This window comes from Pseudomonas azadiae, assembly GCF_019145355.1.
GTDB classification, from domain to species: Bacteria; Pseudomonadota; Gammaproteobacteria; order Pseudomonadales; family Pseudomonadaceae; genus Aquipseudomonas; species Aquipseudomonas azadiae.
In genome coordinates, this window is record NZ_JAHSTY010000001.1 from 2415213 (window position 1) to 2436009 (window position 20797).

Consider the following 20797-nt stretch of genomic DNA (forward strand, 5'->3'; position numbering starts at 1 on the left):
CTCAGATCGCCCAGATGGCGGCATCATCCGGCTTTTGTCCGCCGTCACGGCGTCTCACACCGACGCAACCATGCTCACGAGCGTCGCTTGCGTGCGATCAGCTGTTTTGGCCGTTTTTAACGGTGCAGATGGGCAAAAACTGCAGTTTTGCCTGAGGAAAAATCTGTAAGCGACGTCACCGACACTGGATACGACCATCCCTGTACTGGATACGACGCCCCCTGTAGGCGTCAGATTTTCACTGGTACATGATCAGTCCCGACTCGTTTGCAGGGCACCGTGCCATCCGCTTCGTCGCACGCACCAACCGCAACACTTATAAAGCGCGGTGAAAGCCGCCAGAAAAAACACAGGAGTCTACCCAGATGAAAGGTTCACCCTCGTTGTTGTTGGCCGCCATGCTGAGTCTGCCAGTGATGGCGCACGCCGCAGAACCGGAACAGTGCAAGACCGTCAACTTCTCCGATGTCGGCTGGACCGACATCACCGTCACCACCGCGACCACCAGCGAAGTCCTCAAGGGCCTGGGCTACAAGCCGCGCACCACGATGATTTCGGTACCGGTGACCTACAAGTCACTGGCCGACGGCAAGAACATGGACATCTTCCTCGGCAACTGGATGCCGACCATGGAAAACGACATCAAGCAGTACCGTGATGCCGGCACCGTGGAAACCGTGCGCGCCAACCTGGAGAACGCCAAATACACCCTGGCGGTCCCGCAGGCGCTGTACGACAAAGGCCTGAAAGACTTCGCCGACATCGCCAAATTCAAGGATGAGCTGGGCGGCAAGATCTACGGCATCGAGCCGGGCAACGACGGCAACCGCACCATCCAGACGCTGATCGACAAAGACGCCTTCGGCCTGAAAACCGCCGGCTTCAAGGTGGTCGAATCCAGCGAAGCCGGCATGCTGTCTCAGGTCGAGCGCGCCACCAAGCGCGACCAGGCCATCGTGTTCCTCGGTTGGGAACCGCACCCCATGAACACCCGCTTCAAGATGAAGTACCTGACCGGGGGTGACGATTCGTTCGGCCCCAACTACGGCCAGGCCACCATCTACACCAACACCCGCAAGGGCTATACCCAGGAATGCAGCAACGTTGGCCAACTGCTGAAGAACCTGTCGTTCACCCTGAACATGGAAAGCACCCTGATGGGTAACGTGCTGGACGACAAGATGAAACCCGACGCCGCCGCCAAGGCGTGGCTGAAGAAGAACCCGCAAGTACTCGACACCTGGCTCGCCGGTGTCACCACCGTCGATGGCAAACCAGGTCTGGAAGCCGTCAAGGCTTACCTCGCCCAGTAACCCCCGCTGACCCCGGGGCGGTGCGCTGCCCCGGGATGTTTTCCTCTTCGCATGTGGACATTCACTACCATGCTGACTGAACAGAAAATCCCACTAGGCCAGTACATCGCTGCCTTCGTCGAATGGTTGACCCAGAACGGTGCCAACTACTTCGACGCAATCGCATCGACACTGGAAACGATGATCCACGGCGTGACGTTTGCGCTGACCTGGTTCAATCCGCTGGCATTGATCGGTCTGATTGCGCTGCTGGCTCACTTCATTCAACGTAAATGGGGCCTGACTGTTTTTGTCATCGCCTCCTTCCTGCTGATCCTTAACCTCGGGTACTGGCAGGAAACCATGGAGACCCTGGCGCAGGTGCTGTTCGCCACCCTGGTCTGCGTGGTCATCGGCGTGCCGCTGGGCATTGTTGCCGCGCACAAACCGATGTTCTACACCCTGATGCGGCCGGTGCTCGACCTGATGCAGACCGTACCGACCTTCGTCTACCTCATCCCTACCCTGACCCTCTTCGGGCTGGGTGTGGTGCCCGGGCTGATTTCCACGGTGGTGTTCGCGATTGCCGCGCCGATCCGCCTGACCTACCTGGGTATCCGCGATGTTCCGCAAGAGTTGATGGACGCCGGCAAGGCCTTCGGCTGCTCGCGCCGTCAACTGCTCTCGCGCATTGAACTGCCTCACGCCATGCCGAGCATTGCCGCCGGCATTACCCAATGCATCATGCTGTCGTTGTCGATGGTGGTGATCGCGGCCCTGGTGGGCGCGGACGGCCTCGGCAAACCGGTGGTCAACGCACTCAACACCGCCGACATCGCCCTGGGCTTTGAAGCTGGCCTTGCGATCGTGCTGCTGGCCATCATGCTCGACCGCATCTGCAAACAACCCGACGCTAAAGTAGGGGGTGATGCATGAGCATTATCCGATTCGACAATGTCGACGTGATCTTCTCCAAAGACCCACGCGAAGCGCTCAAGCTGCTGGACCAGGGCATGAGCCGCAATGAAATCCTGAAAAAGACCGGCCAGATCGTCGGCGTGGAAAAAGCCAGCCTCGATGTCGAGAAAGGCGAGATCTGCGTGCTGATGGGCCTGTCGGGCTCCGGCAAATCCAGCTTGCTGCGCTGCATCAACGGCCTCAATACCGTGAGCCGTGGCCAGTTGTTCGTGGAACATGAAGGGCGCCAGATCGATATCGCGTCCTGCACGCCGGCCGAGTTGAAAATGATGCGCACCAAGCGTATCGCCATGGTGTTCCAGAAATTCGCCCTGATGCCCTGGCTGACGGTGCGCGAGAACATCAGCTTTGGCCTGGAAATGCAGGGTCGCCCGGAGAAAGACCGGCGCAAGCTGGTGGATGAAAAACTCGAACTGGTGGGCCTGACCCAATGGCGCAACAAGAAGCCGGACGAACTCTCCGGCGGCATGCAGCAGCGCGTCGGCCTGGCCCGCGCATTGGCGATGGACGCCGATATCCTGCTGATGGACGAACCCTTCTCCGCCCTCGACCCGTTGATCCGCCAGGGCCTGCAGGATGAACTGCTGGAGCTGCAGCGCAAGCTGAGCAAGACCATCGTGTTCGTCAGCCATGACCTCGACGAGGCGCTGAAACTCGGCAGCCGTATCGCGATCATGAAAGACGGCAAGATCATCCAGTACAGCGTGCCGGAAGAAATCGTGCTGAACCCGGCGGACGACTATGTGCGCACCTTCGTCGCCCATACCAACCCGCTGAACGTACTGTGCGGCCGCAGCCTGATGCGCACCCTGGACAAGTGCACGCACGTGAACGGTTCGGTGTGCCTGGACCCGGGCGGCGATTCTTGGCTGGACCTGGCCGAAGGCAACACCATCAAGGGCGCGCGCCAGAACGGCGTGGCGATGAACCTGCAGAACTGGGCACCGGGGCAAGCGGTGGAAGGCTTGGGTCGGGTGCCGACGCTGGTGGACTCCAATATCGGCATGCGCGACGCATTGCAGATCCGTTACCAGACCGGCAACAAGCTGGTGTTGCATGACAACAACCAGGTGGTGGGTATTCTGGGCGACAGCGAGCTCTACCATGCTCTTCTAGGCAAAAACCTGGGCTAAGCCCAGACCCACTGAAGAAACCGGCTCAATGTGGGAGCTGGCTTGCCTGCGATAGCTGCAGTGAATTCACCACCGCTATCGCAGCGGTGCGACGATTCGACAAGCCAGCTCCCACAGTTGGTCGCATTTCAACTTTGGAGCAGCGTTCAACTATCAGCTATAAACCCGGCCAAGGAGCTGCCGATGGCTTTCAAACTGATCGAGCACATCCCGGGTGATCTGCTCCTGAGTGAACCCCATCAGGTCGTACTCTTGAGCACCGTTGTGCAGGTAGACCTCGGCACGGTAGTAACGCGTACGCTCTTCCTCGGGCAAGTCGCTCGGCGCCGACGAATAGGCATCCAGGCTTACTTCGTAAACAAACGGGTTGCCCTCTTCCCTCTCGATCCGCACCCCGATGCAGCGCTTGGATTTACCCAGCAACGTCTGCACTTCCAGCCCCTGATCACGCAACGCAATCGCCGCTTCGTCCAGCGCCGGCGTGACGTGTTTGTCCATGAATCGCTGCACGGTGCCCTGGCTCGGTTGCAGGTCCAGCGCGGTCAAGCGCTCGCTGAAACCGCGACGGCCGCGCTCGGCCAATTGCGCCTGCTCCTGTTCGATCGCCATGTCCTGACGCATCGCCTTGTGCAAACCGAACATAAACAGCACCAGCACCACCGAGAACGGCAGCCCCGCCAGCACCACCATGGTCTGCATGGCCTCGAAGTTACCCGCGAACAGCAAGCCGATGGTCACCAGGGTGATCACCCCCGACCAGAAGATCCGCAGCCAATGCGGGGCGTCTTCGTCCACATTGCCGCCTTTGCAGGAAAGGTTGGCCATCATCACCGCGCCGGAATCCGCAGGCGTCAGGAACAGCACGAAGCCCACGAAGATCGACACACCAATGACGATTTTCGACGCCGGGTAATGTTCCAGCAGTTGGTAGATAGCCATGGACGGCTGTTCCAGGGCGGTCTTGCCCAGCTCCACCGCACCGTGGTTCAGCACCAGGTCCAGGGCCGAGTTACCGAAGATCGACAGCCACGCCAGGGTAAAGCCCAGCGGGATCAGCAACACGCCCGCCACCAGTTCGCGCACGGTCCGCCCCCGGGAAATGCGCGCGATGAACATGCCCACGAAGGGTGCCCAGGAAATCCACCAGGCCCAGTAGAACAGGGTCCACAGGCCCATCCAGCGCTCGGTCTTGTCGGCGTCGCCTTCGTACACATAGAGGTCGAAGGTTTTCAGGATGATGCCGTTGAGGTAGTCACCGGTGTTCTGCACCAGGCCGTTGAGCAAATGCAGGGTCGGGCCGAACAACAGCACGAAGATCAGCAAGCCGCTGAACAGCACGATGTTGAGGTTGGACAGGCGGCGGATGCCGTTCTCCACGCCCGACACCGCCGCGATGGTGGCCACGGTGCTCATCACGATGATCACGATCAGCAGGTTGGTGTTGCTGTGCTGCATGCCGAACAGGTTTTCCAGCCCGGACGAAACCTGCATCGAGCCGATCCCCAGGTTGGTCACCAGGCCCAGCAGGGTCACGAACATACCGAAGCCATCCACCGCATGGCCGGCCGCGCCTTTTACCCAACGCTCGCCCACCAGCGGGTACAGCGCCGAACGCAAGGCCAGCGGCTGGTTATGGCGGTACGCAAAGTACGCCACGGCCAGGCCCACCAGGGCATAGATCGCCCAGCCGTGCAGGCCCCAATGCAGGAAGGTCAATTGCAGCGCCTGGCGTGCGGCGCCATTGCTGGCGGCCGCGCCTTCGGGCGGGTTGAAGTAGTGGTCCAGGGGCTCGGAGGCGCCGAAGTACAACAGCGAGATACCGATACCCGACGAGAACAACATGCCGGCCCAGGCGCCGTAGCTGAAGTCCGGGGTGTCGTCCTTGCTGCCCAGTTTCAATTTGCCATAGGACGAAAACGCCAGGCCGACCACGAAGACGAGGTAGGCGGCGATGACCACCATGTAGTACCAACCAAAGCTTTTCGACAGCCAGGCCTGGGCGACGCCGAGCATGCGCCCGGCCTCCTGCGGGGCGATGATCAGGATGGCGGTCAACAACAGAATCAATGCGGTGGAGGTGTAGAACACCCAACCGTTGACCCGCACCTTTTCCGGCGGGGTCTTTATAAGAGAGGCAGAACTCATGGCGCAGATGCTCCGGGCAGTGCGAGAGAGAAACACAAGGCAACGGTTATCCCGGGACATCGATTTTTCGGCAGTCGACGGACGGGTGTTATAAAGACACCCCGAAAATCCCGAACCCCGCCAAAGCGGTGCCCAGGCCCTGATACGGCCTGTTTCAGGGGTTTTCGCAGGTGTCAGCGGTTGCCGCTCTCAGGTAGGAAACATCTGTAGGCAGCGACCATTTGTCGCAGAGCTTATTCTTTGTTGATTGAACGTTCAATCAAAACAAAATAGACTGGCCTTCAAGCCGATGGACGTGATCGCCCGTCGGCAGGCCTAAGGAGAGGTGCTACATGCCCAAGGTCGGTATGCAACCCATACGCCGCCAGCAGTTGATCGAAGCCACGATGACGGCCATTGATCAAGTCGGGATGGGAGATGCCAGCATTGCGCTGATCGCCCGTTTGGCGGGCGTCTCGAACGGCATCATCAGTCACTACTTTCGGGACAAGAACGGCCTGATCGCGGCGACGATGCAGTACTTGATGAGCGTGCTGATGGAAAACATCCACGCCCGTCGACAAGCGTTGAAGGATGACAGCCCGCGCGCCCACCTCCAGGTGATCGTCGCCGGCAACTTCGACGCCAGCCAGGTCAACGGCCCGGCAATGAAAACCTGGCTGGCCTTCTGGGCCTCCAGCATGCACCACCCGTCTTTGCACAGGTTGCAGCGGATCAACGATCAACGTCTGTATTCCAACCTGTGCTGCCAGTTCCGCCGTGCGCTGCCGCTGCCCGAAGCACGCAGCGCAGCCCGAGGGCTGGCGGCCCTGATCGACGGTTTGTGGTTGCGCGGTGCCCTGTCGGGAGACGCTTTCGACACGGAGCAGGCGCAACGCATTGCGCACGAATACATGGATTTCCAATTGGCCAAGCAGGTGAGTTAGAGCACCGATAACCGCTCAACTCCCGAACAGGCCAACCACTTATGCACTTGCGAGGACTTTATGGCCCGTTTCGAACTGCAAAAACTCTACATTGACGGCGGCTACAGCGACGCTGGCAGCGATGCCACCTTCGAAGCCATCAACCCGGCTAACGGTGAAGTTCTCGCCCAAGTGCAACGCGCAACGAAGGAAGACGTTGAGCGCGCCGTGGTCAGCGCCGAAAAAGGCCAGAAAATCTGGGCCGCCATGACCGCCATGGAGCGTTCGCGGATCCTGCGTCGCGCCGTCGACATCCTGCGCGAGCGCAACGACGAACTGGCTGCCCTGGAAACCCTGGACACCGGCAAATCCTTCTCCGAAACCAAGTACGTCGACATCGTCACCGGCGCCGACGTACTGGAGTACTACGCAGGCCTGGTGCCGGCCATCGAGGGCGAGCAGATCCCGCTGCGCGACACCTCGTTCGTCTACACCCGCCGCGAGCCACTGGGCGTGGTCGCCGGTATCGGCGCGTGGAACTACCCGATCCAGATCGCCTTGTGGAAATCCGCACCGGCCCTGGCCGCGGGTAACGCGATGATCTTCAAGCCGAGCGAAGTCACCTCGCTGACAACCCTGAAACTGGCCGAGATCTACACCGAAGCCGGCGTTCCAGCGGGCGTGTTCAACGTCCTGACCGGCAGCGGCCGTGAAGTCGGCACCTGGCTGACCGAACACCCGCGCATCGAGAAAGTCTCGTTCACCGGCGGCACCGACACCGGCAAGAAAGTCATGGCCAGCGCGTCCAGCTCATCGCTCAAGGAAGTGACCATGGAACTGGGCGGCAAGTCGCCGCTGATCGTGTTCGAAGACGCCGACCTGGATCGCGCCGCCGACATCGCGATGATGGCCAACTTCTACAGCTCCGGCCAGGTCTGCACCAACGGCACGCGCGTGTTCGTGCCCAAGCACCTGCAAGCGGCGTTCGAAGCCAAGATCCTTGAGCGCGTTGCGCGCATTCGTGTGGGCGACCCGCAAGACGACACCACCAACTTCGGCCCGCTGGTCAGCTTCGCCCACATGGAAAGCGTGCTGGGCTATATCGCCAAGGGCAAAGAGCAAGGCGCGCGCCTGCTGTGCGGCGGCGATCGCCTGACCGACGGCGAGCTGGCCAAAGGCGCCTACGTGGCCCCGACGGTGTTCACCGACTGCACCGATGACATGGTGATCGTGCGTGAAGAAATCTTCGGCCCGGTGATGAGCCTCCTCACCTATGAAACCGAAGAAGAAGTGATCCGCCGCGCCAACGACACCGACTTCGGCCTGGCGGCCGGCCTGGTCACCAAGGACCTGAACCGCGCCCACCGCGTGATTCATCAGTTGGAAGCGGGTATCTGCTGGATCAACGCCTGGGGCGAGTCCGACGCGAAGATGCCGGTCGGCGGCTACAAGCAATCCGGTGTCGGGCGTGAGAACGGGATCAGCTCGCTGAACAACTTCACCCGCATCAAATCGGTACAGGTTGAGCTGGGCGACTACGCCTCGGTGTTCTAACACTGGTTTTTTGTAGTGCCTGCCAGGCCCCATCGCAGGCAAGCCAGCTCCCACATTTGGAATGCGTTCCCCTGTGGGAGCGGGCTTGCCCGCGATGAGGCCCGACCTGACCACACTTCAAAGAGGGTGCATTCAATGTCCCAAGAATACGATTACATCATTGTGGGTGCCGGCTCCGCCGGTAACACCCTGGCGACCCGTCTGACCGAAGACGAAGGCGTCACCGTTTTGCTGCTCGAAGCCGGCGGCCCCGACTACCGCCTGGACTTCCGTACCCAGATGCCGGCCGCCCTGGCGTTCCCGCTGCAAGGCCGGCGCTACAACTGGGCCTACGAAACCGATCCAGAGCCACACATGGACGGTCGCCGCATGGAATGTGGCCGGGGCAAGGGCCTGGGTGGCTCTTCGCTGATCAACGGCATGTGCTACATCCGCGGCAACGCCATGGACTACGACAACTGGTCGAAACTGCCGGGCCTGGAAGACTGGACCTACCTGGACTGCCTGCCGTACTTCCGCAAGGCCGAAAGCCGCGACATCGGCCCCAACGACTGGCACGGCGGCGATGGCCCGGTCAGCGTGACCACGCCCAAGGCCGGCAACAACCCGCTGTTCCACGCCATGGTCGAGGCCGGCGTGCAAGCCGGTTACCCGCGCACGGAAGATTTGAACGGTTACCAGCAGGAAGGCTTCGGCCCGATGGACCGTACCGTCACGCCGAACGGCCGTCGCGCCAGCACCGCGCGCGGTTACCTGGACACGGCGAAAAAGCGTTCTACCCTGACCATCGTCACCCATGCCCTCACCGACAAAGTACTGTTCGAAGGCAAGCGTGCCGTTGGCGTGCGCTACCTGATCGGCGCCGCCGAAGAGCGTGTTGAAGCCCGCGCCCGTAAAGAAGTGCTGGTGTGCAGCGGCGCCATTGCCTCGCCGCAATTGCTGCAACGCTCCGGCGTCGGCCCGTCCAAACTGCTGGAAAGCCTCGACATCCCGGTGGTCCACGACCTGCCAGGCGTCGGTGAAAACCTGCAGGATCACCTTGAGCTGTACCTGCAATATGCGTGCACCCAGCCGGTGTCGCTGTACCCTTCGCTGCTCTGGTACAACCAGCCGGCGATTGGTGCCGAATGGCTGTTCAATGGCACCGGTATCGGCGCCAGTAACCAGTTCGAAGCGGGCGGGTTCATCCGTACCCGTGAAGAATTCGAATGGCCGAACATCCAGTACCACTTCCTGCCGGTAGCGATTAACTACAACGGCAGCAACGGGGTGAAGGAGCACGGCTTCCAGGCGCACATGGGCTCCATGCGTTCGCCGAGCCGGGGCCGCGTGCAGTTGAAGTCGAAGAACCCACGGGATTACCCAAGCATCCTCTTCAACTACATGGCCAGCGAGCAGGACTGGCAGGAATTTCGCGACGGCATTCGCCTGACCCGTGAAATCATGCAGCAGCCGGCGCTGGACCCGTACCGTGGCCGCGAAATCAGCCCCGGCATCGAAGTGCAAACCGATGAGCAGCTCGACCAGTTCATCCGCGAGCACGCCGAAACCGCGTTCCACCCGTCGTGCTCGTGCAAGATGGGCACCGATGAGATGGCGGTGGTGGACGGCGAAGGCCGCGTGCATGGCATGCAAGGCCTGCGCGTGGTGGATGCCTCGATCATGCCGATCATCACCACCGGCAACCTGAACGCGCCGACGATCATGATCGCCGAGAAAATCGCCGACAAGATCCGTGGCCGCCAGCCACTGCCGCGCAGCACTGCCGACTACTACGTGGCGGGCGATGCGCCGGTACGGGGCAAGCCGCTGCGTGAAGTGGCGCCTGCTGCGCAGTAACTGAGACACCGCGGCGTTTGTATCGCAGGCAAGCCAGCTCCCACATTGGAATGCATTCCCCTGTGGGAGCCGGGCTTGCCCGCGATGAGGCCCGAACAAACACCACAAACCTTCCTTGATCAGCTCCCAGCCCAGGCCTACTCTGTTGCCTGCCCCGCGCTGAGCCGCCCACAAGGAAGGCCCCATGTTCGACCACCACGCCACACTCAAAAAGCACTTCAGTGCCCTGCGCACCCGCGCCGAATTCTTCTCGCTGCGCTACGTCCGCGAATCCGGCCAGTACCTGGCCGTACGCAAAAACGTCGCCGAACCGCCGCACCTGAACCACGACGAGGGCGCCATGCTCACCGTGCGTCTCAATGGCGTGGAGGCTTACGCCGCGACCAACGACATTTCCCTGCCTGGCCTGCAAGCCGCCCTTGAGCGCGCCGAACGGCAAGCCCGGCAGATCCTGCCCCACGCTCTGCTCGACCTGCGCGACCAGCACGTCTCCAGCGATGTGGCCGACTACCTGTCACCCGACCTTGATCAACCCTTCCCGTCCCTGAGCGACTGCTACCAGCTGCTCGGCGATGAGTCCGCCGCCGTCCCCGGGGACGAGCGCCTGGTGAACTGGGAAGTCAGCCTGGGCCTGACCCATGTCGAACAGATCTACCTCAACAGTGCCGGCGCCGAACTGCGCCAGGCCCAGCGTTTTGTGTTCCCGGGCGTTAACGTCACGGCCTTCGACGGCAACGACAGCCAGACGCGCACCTTCGGCGGCAGCAACTTCGGCCAGCAAGGCGGCCTGGGCGTGATCAGCCGCTTCGGCCTGGTCGGCGCCGCGCCGCGCATCGCCGACGACGCCCTGCAATTGCTGCTGGCCCCCAACACGCCCCAGGGCCCGCGTGACCTGCTGTTGATGCCCGACCAGATGATCCTGCAGATCCACGAGTCCATCGGCCATCCGCTGGAGCTGGACCGCATCCTCGGTGACGAGCGCAATTACGCCGGCACCAGCTTTGTGAAGGCCAGCGATTTTGGCCACCTGCAATACGGCTCCGAGCTGCTCAACGTGACCTTCGACCCGGACATCCCCGAACAGCTCGCCAGCTACAGCCATGACGACGACGGCAGCCGCGCCAGCAAGCAGTTCCTGATCCGCGAAGGGCTGCTGCTCAAGCCGCTGGGCGGGGCGCTGTCGCAATTTCGTGCGGGCATGCAAGGCGTGGCCAACAGCCGCGCCAGCAGTTGGAACCGCGCGCCCATCGACCGCATGGCCAACCTGAATATCGAGTCCGGCGACAAGTCCCTGGCCGAGCTGATCAGGGGCATCGAACACGGCGTGCTGATGTCGACCAACCGTTCGTGGTCCATCGACGATGCGCGCAACAAGTTCCAGTTCGGCTGCGAATGGGGCCAGTTGATCGAAAACGGCGAACTCAAGGGCGTGGTGAAAAACCCCAACTACCGAGCGATTTCCGCACAGTTCTGGCGCAAGCTCAGCGCCGTCGGCGACGCCAGTACCTTCCAGGTGCTGGGCACGCCGAACTGCGGCAAAGGCGAGCCCAACCAGGTGATCCGTGTCGGCCATGCGTCGCCAGCCTGTGTGTTCAGTGATGTCGACGTATTCGGGGGAGATGCCTGATGAATGATTTCAAGGCACTGGTGCAGTGGCTCAAGCAGGCCATCACCGACAAGGAGCAATTTCACCTGGGCTACGCGGCGGAGGCGTCCGAGTTCGTGCGTTTCAACCACGCCAAGGTGCGCCAGGCCGGGCACGTGCAACAAGCCAGCCTGAACTTCAAGCTGATCAACGACGGCCGCCATGCCGACCTCGCCATCACCCTGGCCGGTGAGCCGGAGCTGGACCGCCAGCGCCTCGCCAATGGCCTGCAACAGCTGCGCGAAACCTTGCCGTTGCTGCCCCCGGATCCGTACCTGCTGCTGAACCACAACGCCTGGCAAAGCCACAATGAACAGGCCCGGCCGCTGCCGGAACTGGCCCAGGTGCTGGACGACATCAGCCAGTCCGCGGACGGCGTCGACCTGGTCGGCATTTACGCCGCCGGCCCCATCAGCCGGGGTTTTGCCAGCTCGAACGGCGCCTTCGGCTGGCACCAGGCCAATAGCTTCAACTTCGACTTCAGCCTGTTCCATGCCAATGGCGAAGCGGTCAAGGCCAGCTATGCCGGCCACACCTGGGACAGCGCCGAGTTCGCCCGACGTTTCCAGCAGGCCCGCCAGCAACTTGAGTTCCTCGGCCGCCCGTTGCACGCCCTTGCGCCCGGACAGTACCGCGCCTACCTGGCCCCGGCGGCGCTGGAAGAAATCATCAGCATCATTACCTGGGGTGGTTTCTCCGCCCAGGCCATCGCCAGCAAAGGCAGTTCGCTGCAAAAGCTGTACGCCGGCGAACAATCCCTGAGCCCGTTGGTGAAGGTCGACGAACAGGTCAGTGGCTCCCTGAGCCAGGCGTTTTCCAGCGAAGGTTACCCGCGCGGTGACGTCACGCTGATCAATGCGGGCAAGGCTGAAGGCCGGTTGATCAACTCGCGCAGCGCCGCCGAATACGGATTGAGCACCAACGGCGCAAGCAGCGACGAGTCCCCCAGCGCGTTGCAAATGGCCGCAGGTACTCTGGCCCAGGCCGATATCCTCAAGCAGTTGGGCACCGGGTTGTACATCAGCAACCTGTGGTACCTGAACTACTCCGACCTGCCGGCGGCGCGCCTGACCGGTATGACACGCTTCGCCACGTTCTGGGTGGAAGACGGCCAGATCAAGGCGCCGGTCAGCACCATGCGCTTTGATGACAGCGTCTACAGCCTGCTCGGTTCGCAGTTGGAAGCGCTGACGGCTGATCGGGAACTGCTGCTGTCGGCCAGTACTTATGGCCAGCGCAATACGGCGTCCAATCTGTTGCCGGGTGCCCTGGTAAAACGCCTGACCCTGACCTTATAGAACACCGCTGGTCCCCGGTGGGAGCGGGCTTGCCCGCGATAGCGGTATGTCAGCCAGCCAATCCGTAGCTGACATACCGCATTCGCGGGCAAGCCCGCTCCCACAGGGGTTCGGTGTTGATTTCAGACACTTCGCTTCCCCTCGTCCTACCGCCCATTCCCACCTTCCATACAGCCGGTTGTCGACCCTAAAAAACCTCGCTATAACGGTTAATAGCAGACCGCCAGCCGACAGGAAGTATCGCGATGAATCAGGGAAGTTTCGTCCTGCATAAGCTGTTCAAGCACTACAACGTCCACGTCGAACAACTCGGTCACGACCCGCAACGCAAAACCGTGCTGATGATCAACGGCGCGCTGTCCACCACGCGGTCCTTCGCCCGCACCAGCAAATGCCTGGCCGAGCACTTCAATGTGCTGCTGTTCGACCTGCCCTTCTCCGGCTACTCCCGCGAGCACAACACTGACCTGGACCTGGTGACCAAGGACGACGAGGTGCAGATCCTGCGCGCCCTGGTCGAGCGCTTCCAGGTCAACCATCTGGTGTCGGCCTCCTGGGGCGGTATCTCCACGCTGCTGACCCTGGCCCACAACCCGCCCTCCATCGAAAGCTCGGTGGTGATGGCCCTGGCGCCCAACCTCAACCAGGCAATGCTCGACTATGTGGAGCAAGTGCGCGTGCTGATCGAGGCGGATGACAAGTCCGCCGTCGGCCACCTGCTCAACGAGACTGTGGGCAAATACCTGTCGCCCCGGCTCAAGCGCAACAACCATCGGCACTTATCGAGCATGGCCACCACCGAATACCGCCAGGCGCGCTTTCATATCCACCAGGTACTGGCGCTGGGGGATGGCAATTACCTGCCGGCACTCCGGCAGATTGAAACACCGGTGCACTTTCTCAACGGCGCGCTGGACGAGTACACCCCGGCCGCCGACGCGCAGTTGTTCAAGCACTACGTAAGGCTCAGCAGCTTTGCCGTGGCTGAACATACCGGCCACTTGCTTGACCTCGAATCCAGCGAAGCGGCCGTGGCGGTGCACCGTGAACTGCTGGATTTCCTGGTGGGAAAAGACGCGACGAATGACGCATAATCGCCAACACATAGGCTGCTAACGAAAAGGTTTTTCCATGCCGAACCGCGTCCCGCTCGATGCCAAGACCGCCCGCTGGCTCCCCTGGGTGGTCGCGATTGCCTTCTTCATGCAGTCGCTGGACGGGACGATCCTGAACACGGCACTGCCCGCCATGGCCCGGGACCTCGCGGAAAACCCGCTGCGCATGCAAGGCGTGGTGATCGCCTACATGCTCACCGTCGCCCTGCTGATCCCGGCCTCGGGCTGGATCGCCGACCGTTTCGGCACCAAGAAAATCTTCTTTGGCGCAATCATGCTGTTCAGCATTGGCTCGCTGCTGTGCGCGTTGTCCAGCAGCTTGAGCATGCTCGTGGGCGCACGGGTGATCCAGGGCCTGGGCGGCGCGCTGATGCTGCCGGTCGGGCGGCTGGTGGTGTTACGTGCGTATCCCCGCTCCGAACTGGTGCGCATCATGGGGTTCATCACCATCCCTGGCCTGCTCGGCCCGTTGCTGGGCCCGACGATGGGCGGCTGGATGGTGCAATACCTGACCTGGCACTGGATCTTTTTGCTCAACCTGCCGGTGGGCATGCTCGGCTGCTACGCCGTGTGGAAATTCATCCCCGACCTGCGCGGCAGTGAGCGCACACGCTTTGACGGGGTCGGCTTCCTGCTGTTCGGCGCAGCAATGGTGCTGATCACCGTCGCCATGGAAGGCCTGGGCGAACTGCACTTGCCGCACCTGCGGGTGATGTTGCTGCTGTTCGGCGGGTTGGCGTGCCTGGCGGCGTATTGGTTGCGTGCCGGGCACATCGACCATGCGCTGTTCTCGCCGGTGCTGTTCAAGACGCGCACCTTTGCGGTCGGCATCCTGGGCAACCTGTTTGCGCGACTGGGCAGCGGCGCCCTGCCGTTCCTGGTGCCGCTGTTGTTGCAGGTGGCGCTGGGCTACTCGCCGTCGCAAGCCGGGATGAGCATGCTGCCCCTGGCGGCGGCGGCGATGGTGGCCAAGTCCGTTGCGCGGCCGCTGATCGAACGCCTGGGCTACCGCGTCGTGCTGACCGGCAACACCCTGGCGCTGGGCCTGATGCTGGCGAGCATGGGGCTGGTCACGGAACAGACGCCTTACCCGCTGCTATTGGGCATGCTGGCCGTGCTGGGGGCGATCAACTCGCTGCAATTTACGGCGATGAACACCGTCACCCTGATCGACCTCGACGACGCCCAGGCCAGCAGCGGCAACAGCTTGCTCTCGGTGGTGGCGCAGTTGTCGCTGAGCCTCGGTGTGGCGTGCGCCGGTGCGTTGCTTGGCGGGTTTACCGCTGAAGCAGGCAACGATGGGGTGGAAAGCGTGCTCGGCGCGTTCCAACTGACCTTTCTCACCGTGGGCATCATGGCGATGCTGGCGGCGGCGATCTTCCTGCAATTGTCGCCAAAAGACGGTAAACGCGTGGTCAACCCGGAGCAGCATATCGAGCACTGACCGGCTTCTCGTCTAGAACTTGCGGGGAAATTTCCACGGGACTGGTACACTGCGCGACATTTTGTTTTGCAGAGCCAGTCCCGTGACTACCATCGCCACCGCTTTTAATACTTTGCCCCTGTCCGCCGCCATGCTGGCTAACCTCGACTCGCTGGGTTATGTCGAGATGACGCAGATCCAGGCGCAAAGCTTGCCGGTGATCCTCAAGGGGCTGGACCTGATTGCCCAGGCCAAGACCGGCAGCGGCAAGACCGCCGCGTTCGGCATCGGCCTGTTGAACCCGATCAACCCGCGCTACTTCGGCTGCCAGGCGCTGGTCATGTGCCCCACACGCGAGCTGGCCGACCAAGTGGCCAAGGAAATCCGCCGCCTGGCCCGCGCCGAAGACAACATCAAGGTGCTGACCCTGTGCGGCGGCGTGTCCCTCGGCCCGCAGATCGCCTCCCTGGAACACGGCGCCCACGTCATCGTCGGCACGCCGGGCCGCATCCAGCAGCACCTGCGCAAGGGTTCGCTGGTACTGGACGGCTTGAACACGCTGATCCTCGACGAAGCCGACCGCATGCTCGACATGGGCTTCTACGACGCGATCGAAGACATCATCAGCAAGACCCCGCCGCGCCGCCAGACCCTGCTGTTCTCGGCCACCTACCCGGTGAGCATCAAGCAGCTCGCGTCCAAATTCATGCGCGCGCCGCAACAGGTGAAAGCCGAGGCGTTCCACTCAGACGATCAGATCGAACAGCGCTTCTACGAGATCTCGCCCGAAGAGCGCATGGACGCGGTGACCAAGGTGCTGGCGCACTTCCGCCCGGCGTCGTGCGTGGCGTTCTGCTTTACCAAGCAGCAAGTGCAGGAAACCGTGGATCACCTGACGTCCAAGGGCATTTCCGCAGTCGGCCTGCACGGCGACCTGGAGCAGCGCGACCGTGACCAGGTGCTGGCGATGTTCGCCAACCGCAGTACCTCGGTGCTGGTCGCAACCGACGTCGCCGCCCGAGGCTTGGACATTGACTCGCTGGACATGGTGATCAACGTCGAGTTGGCCCGCGATTCGGAGATCCACATCCACCGCGTCGGCCGTACCGGTCGTGCCGGTGAGACCGGTATCGCTATCAGCCTGGTGGCCCCGTCCGAAGCGCACCGCGCCCAGGCCATCGAGCAACTGCAGAAGTCGCCGCTGAACTGGGACCAGTTGGACAACCTCAAGCCGCAAAGCGGCGGTCCGTTGCTGCCGCAGATGAGCACCCTGTGCATCGCCGCCGGGCGTAAAGACAAGGTTCGTCCAGGCGACATTCTTGGCGCATTGACCGGTGACGCCGGCATTCCGGGTGCCCAGGTGGGCAAGATCGCGATCTTTGACTTCCAGGCCTTCGTGGCCGTGGAACGCGGGATCGCCAAACAGGCGCTGCAGCGTTTGAACGACGGCAAGATCAAGGGCCGCTCGTTGCGCGTGCGGATCCTGTAAAGATCTCCGACTCAATGGAGATCCAATGTGGGAGCGGGCTTGCTCGCGAATGCGGTGTGTCAGTCGACATATTCATCAACTGACACACCGCATTCGCGAGCAAGCCCGCTCCCACATTTTTGACTGCATTCCAATTCAGAATTTGTATGAGGACATCGCTGTGCGCTCGACCGAAGTTGTGATCATTGGCGCCGGCGCCGCGGGCTTGATGTGCGCGCTGACCGCCGCCGGGCGTGGGCGCAAGGTGATGTTGATCGACCACGCGAACAAAGCCGGCAAAAAGATCCTGATGTCCGGCGGTGGCCGCTGCAATTTCACCAACCTGTACACCGAGCCGGCCAACTTCCTCTCGCACAACACGCACTTCTGCAAGTCCGCCCTGGCCCGCTACACCCAATGGGACTTTATCGGGCTGGTGGCCAAGCACGGCGTGCCGTACCACGAGAAGAAACTCGGCCAGCTGTTTTGCGACAACAAGTCCAGCGACATCCTCGGCCTGTTGCTCGATGAGTGCATCCAGACCGGTGTGAGCCTGCATCTGGACACGTCGATCCAGGAGATCGCCAAACTCGACGGCGGCTACCAGTTGCAGACCAGCTTGGGTGAGCTGCGCTGCGAGTCCCTGGTAATCGCCACCGGCGGCTTGTCGATTCCAACCCTGGGCGCGACCGGTTTTGGCTATCAAGTGGCCAAGCAGTTCGGCCATGAACTGCTGCCGACCCGCGCCGGTCTGGTGCCGTTCACCATCACCGATCAGCTCAAGGACCTGTGCGGCGAGCTGTCGGGGACTTCAGTCGATTGCCTGGTCAGCTGCAACGGCCAGAGCTTTCGCGAGAACATCCTGTTTACCCATCGTGGCCTGAGCGGGCCGGCGATTCTGCAGATTTCCTCGTACTGGGAGCCCGGCGACACGGTGGAGATCAACCTGCTGCCCGACCACGATGCCCACACCTGGTTGCAACAGCAACAGGCCGAGCGCGCCAACAGCGAGCTGAAGACGTTGCTCGGGGAGATCTTCACCAAGAAGATGGCCAACCTGCTGGCGGACACCTGGTTCGCGTCCAAGCCGATGAAGCAATACACCCATGCCGAAATCGCCGATATCGCCGAGAAGCTCGGCAACTGGCAACTGGCGCCGGCGGGTACCGAGGGCTATCGCACGGCCGAGGTGACGCTGGGTGGGGTGGACACGCGGGAAGTGTCGTCCAAGACCATGGAATCGCTGAAAAGCCCCGGTTTGTATTTCATTGGCGAAGTGCTGGATGTAACCGGTCACCTGGGCGGGTTCAATTTCCAGTGGGCGTGGGCTTCCGGGTATGCCGCCGCGCAATATGTCTGACACAGCGCGGTAAAAAATGTGGGAGCGGGCTTGCTCGCGAATGCGGTGGATCAGTTAAATATGTATCAACTGACACACCGCATTCGCGAGCAAGCCCGCTCCCACATTGACTGCATTCCAACTTTGAAATGCGGAGACCGGAATATATTTTGTTCTCAGATGTGATCGCCACGCTTGCCGTAGCGTCATTACTGGCTCAATTTAGCGGCATCGCTCCGGAAGACTCCTGCCTTCATGTCATCGACCTCGTTCAAGCAGTCCCTGCGGCGCCTGTGGGCACTGGATAAATTCAGCTACAGCATTCGGGTATTCATCGCCCTGACCGGCAGCATGGCGCTGTGCTGGTATCAGGATGAAATGACGCTGCTGATCCCGCTGTTCCTGGGGATTATCGCCAGCGCCCTGGCCGAGACCGATGACAGTTGGCAAGGCCGCCTCAACGCCCTGGCAGTGACGCTGGTGTGTTTCAGTATCGCCGCGCTGTCGGTTGAGCTGCTGTTCCCCTATCCCTGGATCTTCGCGATTTCCCTGGCCCTGGCCACTTTTTGCCTGACCATGCTCGGCGCCTTGGGCGAACGCTATGGCGCGATTGCGTCGGCGACGCTGATCCTGTCGGTGTACACCATGATCGGCGTGGACCAGCGCGGTGGCGCCGTCAGCGATTTCTGGCATGAGCCACTGCTGCTGGTGGCCGGCGCCGCCTGGTACGGCGCGCTGTCGGTGCTGTGGCAGGCGTTGTTTTCCAACCAGCCGGTGCAACAGAGCCTGGCGCGGTTGTTCCGTGAATTGGGGCGTTACCTCAAGCTCAAGTCGTCGCTGTTCGAACCCATCCGCCAACTGGATGTAGAGGCGCGACGCCTGGAGCTGGCCCAGCAAAATGGCCGCGTGGTGGCGGCGCTCAACGCCGCGAAGGAAATCATCCTGCACCGCGTGGGCAATGGACGGCCGGGCTCGAAAGTCAGCCGCTACCTGAAGCTGTACTTCCTCGCCCAGGACATTCACGAACGTGCCAGTTCGTCCCACTACCCCTACAACGCCCTCGCCGACGCGTTCTTCCACAGCGACGTGCTGTTCCGCTGCCAGCGCCTGCTGCGCCAACAGGGCAAGGCTTGCCAGGCGCTGGGCGAATCGATCCAGCTGCGCCAGCCGTTCATCTATGACGACAGCTTCGCCGAAGCCCTGGGTGACCTCAACGCGTCCCTGGAACACCTGCGCATCCAGAGCAACCCGGCCTGGCGCGGCCTGCTGCGTTCGTTGCGTGCGCTGGCGGCCAACCTGTCCACGCTGGACCGCCTGCTCGGCGACGCCAGCAACCCCGACGCCCTGGCTGACGCAACCGACAGCAACCTGCTGGACCGCGCCCCGCGTAACCTCAAGGAAATGTGGACACGCCTGCGCACCCAAATGACGCCGACATCGCTGCTGTTCCGCCACGCGTTGCGCCTGTCGTTGGCGTTGACCGTCGGCTACGGCATGCTGCACGCGATCCACGCGTCCCAGGGCTACTGGATCATCCTGACCACGCTGTTCGTGTGCCAGCCCAACTACGGCGCCACGCGGCGCAAGCTCGGCCAGCGGATCATCGGCACCGCCATCGGCCTGACCGTGGCCTGGGCGCTGTTCGACCTGTTCCCGAGCCCGCTGGTGCAGTCGATGTTCGCCATCGCCGCCGGCCTGGTGTTCTTTATCAACCGTACCACCCGCTACACCCTGGCCACCGCCGCCATCACCTTGATGGTGCTGTTCTGCTTCAACCAGGTCGGCGATGGCTACGGGCTGTTCCTGCCACGGCTGTTCGATACCTTGCTGGGCAGCCTGATTGCGGGGCTGGCGGTGTTCCTGTTCCTGCCGGACTGGCAGGGCCGGCGCCTGAACAAAGTGCTGGCCAACACCCTGACCTGCAATAGCATCTACCTGCGCCAGATCATGCAGCAATACGCCGCTGGCAAGCGCGACGACCTGGCCTATCGCCTGGCCCGGCGCAACGCGCACAACGCCGATGCGGCACTGTCGACGACCCTGGCGAACATGCTGATGGAACCGGGGCACTTCCGTAAGGAGGCGGACGTGGGCTTCCGCTTCCTGGTGTTGTCGCACACCTTGCTCAGCTATTTGTCAGGGCTCGGTGCGCACCGCGAAACCCAGTTGCCGGCCGAGGTGCGCGAGCATCTGATCGAAGGCGCAGGTAATTCCCTGGCGGCCAGCATCGATGAAATCGCCACGGGGCTGGCCAATAAACAGCCGATTGGGATCCAGAGCGATGCCGAAGAAGCGCTGGCGGCGGACTTGGAGCAGATGCCGGATGAAATCGATGAAGGGCAGCGGCTGGTGCAGACGCAGTTGGCGTTGATTTGTCGGCAATTGGGGCCGTTGCGCACGCTGGCGGCGCATTTGATCAAAGATACCAGCGCGGCCTGAATAGCTATCGCGGGCAAGCCCGCTCCCACATTTTTGATTGTGTACTCAGTCAAATGTGGGAGCTGGCTTGCCTGCGATGAGCTTAGGTATCTACACACCTTTCAAAGGCTGAAAAATCTCCTTGTAGTGAGCGGGCTTGCCCCGCGCTGGGTGGCGAAGCCGCCCCAAACCAGGCGACCAGCTTCTATCTGGACTCCGCGGTGGCTTCATTGGGGCCGCTTCAG

At 62.0% G+C, this 20797-nt stretch carries 14 protein-coding genes; 13 read left to right on the plus strand and 1 reads right to left on the minus strand.

The window, feature by feature from the left end:
• Positions 1 to 365: 365 nt before the first annotated feature.
• The 3 genes from KVG91_RS11015 to choV all read left to right on the plus strand — a co-directional run bounded on the left by KVG91_RS11015 (position 366) and on the right by choV (position 3403).
• On the plus strand, positions 366 to 1313 hold the full coding sequence (locus KVG91_RS11015) for a choline ABC transporter substrate-binding protein (protein ID WP_169377012.1): 948 nt from the start codon (positions 366 to 368) through the stop codon (positions 1311 to 1313).
• 69 nt (positions 1314 to 1382) lie between these two features.
• Positions 1383 to 2228, plus strand: a complete 846-nt coding sequence (choW, locus tag KVG91_RS11020) for a choline ABC transporter permease subunit (protein WP_169377011.1) — start codon at positions 1383 to 1385, stop codon at positions 2226 to 2228.
• The gene (choV, locus tag KVG91_RS11025; RefSeq protein WP_169377010.1) at positions 2225 to 3403 is read left to right on the plus strand and encodes a choline ABC transporter ATP-binding protein; all 1179 of its coding nucleotides are present in this window, start codon (positions 2225 to 2227) and stop codon (positions 3401 to 3403) included. Before choW ends, choV begins: the two co-directional genes overlap by 4 nt.
• Positions 3404 to 3556: 153 nt before the next feature.
• Here the strand turns inward: choV and KVG91_RS11030 are convergent, their stop codons facing one another.
• Positions 3557 to 5491 carry a BCCT family transporter gene (locus KVG91_RS11030; RefSeq protein WP_318840888.1) on the minus strand — a complete coding sequence of 645 codons (1935 nt, stop codon included), beginning with the start codon at positions 5489 to 5491 and terminating at the stop codon, positions 3557 to 3559.
• Positions 5492 to 5880: 389 nt separating this feature from the next.
• Between KVG91_RS11030 and betI the strand changes: the two genes are divergently transcribed.
• From betI to yccS, 10 genes are all read left to right on the plus strand, one after another.
• On the plus strand, positions 5881 to 6474 hold the full coding sequence (betI, locus tag KVG91_RS11035; protein ID WP_076953220.1) for a transcriptional regulator BetI: 594 nt from the start codon (positions 5881 to 5883) through the stop codon (positions 6472 to 6474).
• Positions 6475 to 6534: 60 nt separating this feature from the next.
• On the plus strand, positions 6535 to 8007 hold the full coding sequence (gene betB / locus KVG91_RS11040) for a betaine-aldehyde dehydrogenase (RefSeq protein ID WP_169377008.1): 1473 nt from the start codon (positions 6535 to 6537) through the stop codon (positions 8005 to 8007).
• A gap of 135 nt (positions 8008 to 8142) precedes the next feature.
• Positions 8143 to 9846, plus strand: coding sequence for a choline dehydrogenase (gene betA, locus KVG91_RS11045; protein WP_169377007.1), 1704 nt, complete (start codon positions 8143 to 8145; stop codon positions 9844 to 9846).
• 184 nt (positions 9847 to 10030) lie between these two features.
• Positions 10031 to 11473 (plus strand): TldD/PmbA family protein, encoded by a 1443-nt coding sequence (locus KVG91_RS11050; RefSeq protein ID WP_169377006.1) that lies wholly within the window; start codon positions 10031 to 10033, stop codon positions 11471 to 11473.
• The gene (locus KVG91_RS11055; protein ID WP_169377005.1) at positions 11473 to 12789 is read left to right on the plus strand and encodes a TldD/PmbA family protein; all 1317 of its coding nucleotides are present in this window, start codon (positions 11473 to 11475) and stop codon (positions 12787 to 12789) included. The genes KVG91_RS11050 and KVG91_RS11055 overlap by 1 nt, the downstream gene beginning before the upstream one ends.
• Before the next feature lie 245 nt (positions 12790 to 13034).
• On the plus strand, positions 13035 to 13883 hold the full coding sequence (locus KVG91_RS11060) for an alpha/beta fold hydrolase (protein WP_169377004.1): 849 nt from the start codon (positions 13035 to 13037) through the stop codon (positions 13881 to 13883).
• 37 nt (positions 13884 to 13920) lie between these two features.
• Positions 13921 to 15348 (plus strand): multidrug transporter subunit MdtD, encoded by a 1428-nt coding sequence (gene mdtD / locus KVG91_RS11065; RefSeq protein WP_169377003.1) that lies wholly within the window; start codon positions 13921 to 13923, stop codon positions 15346 to 15348.
• A gap of 130 nt (positions 15349 to 15478) precedes the next feature.
• Positions 15479 to 16816 carry an ATP-dependent RNA helicase DbpA gene (dbpA, locus tag KVG91_RS11070; protein ID WP_231999012.1) on the plus strand — a complete coding sequence of 446 codons (1338 nt, stop codon included), beginning with the start codon at positions 15479 to 15481 and terminating at the stop codon, positions 16814 to 16816.
• Positions 16817 to 16976: 160 nt separating this feature from the next.
• A complete protein-coding gene (locus KVG91_RS11075; protein WP_169377002.1) occupies positions 16977 to 18155 on the plus strand; it encodes a BaiN/RdsA family NAD(P)/FAD-dependent oxidoreductase in 1179 nt (392 codons plus the stop codon).
• A gap of 234 nt (positions 18156 to 18389) precedes the next feature.
• Positions 18390 to 20573, plus strand: coding sequence for a YccS family putative transporter (gene yccS / locus KVG91_RS11080; protein ID WP_169378933.1), 2184 nt, complete (start codon positions 18390 to 18392; stop codon positions 20571 to 20573).
• The last annotated feature ends 224 nt before the right edge of the window (positions 20574 to 20797 follow it).

What these genes read in the sequence shown, in the direction of transcription:
- KVG91_RS11015 (WP_169377012.1), top strand. Translation starts at nt 366, where the DNA reads ATGAAAGGTTCACCCTCGTTGTTGTTGGCCGCCATGCTGAGTCTGCCA.
- choW (WP_169377011.1), top strand. Translation starts at nt 1,383, where the DNA reads ATGCTGACTGAACAGAAAATCCCACTAGGCCAGTACATCGCTGCCTTC.
- choV (WP_169377010.1), top strand. Translation starts at nt 2,225, where the DNA reads ATGAGCATTATCCGATTCGACAATGTCGACGTGATCTTCTCCAAAGAC.
- betI (WP_076953220.1), top strand. Translation starts at nt 5,881, where the DNA reads ATGCCCAAGGTCGGTATGCAACCCATACGCCGCCAGCAGTTGATCGAA.
- betB (WP_169377008.1), top strand. Translation starts at nt 6,535, where the DNA reads ATGGCCCGTTTCGAACTGCAAAAACTCTACATTGACGGCGGCTACAGC.
- betA (WP_169377007.1), top strand. Translation starts at nt 8,143, where the DNA reads ATGTCCCAAGAATACGATTACATCATTGTGGGTGCCGGCTCCGCCGGT.
- KVG91_RS11050 (WP_169377006.1), top strand. Translation starts at nt 10,031, where the DNA reads ATGTTCGACCACCACGCCACACTCAAAAAGCACTTCAGTGCCCTGCGC.
- KVG91_RS11055 (WP_169377005.1), top strand. Translation starts at nt 11,473, where the DNA reads ATGAATGATTTCAAGGCACTGGTGCAGTGGCTCAAGCAGGCCATCACC.
- KVG91_RS11060 (WP_169377004.1), top strand. Translation starts at nt 13,035, where the DNA reads ATGAATCAGGGAAGTTTCGTCCTGCATAAGCTGTTCAAGCACTACAAC.
- mdtD (WP_169377003.1), top strand. Translation starts at nt 13,921, where the DNA reads ATGCCGAACCGCGTCCCGCTCGATGCCAAGACCGCCCGCTGGCTCCCC.
- dbpA (WP_231999012.1), top strand. Translation starts at nt 15,479, where the DNA reads ATGCTGGCTAACCTCGACTCGCTGGGTTATGTCGAGATGACGCAGATC.
- yccS (WP_169378933.1), top strand. Translation starts at nt 18,390, where the DNA reads ATGTCATCGACCTCGTTCAAGCAGTCCCTGCGGCGCCTGTGGGCACTG.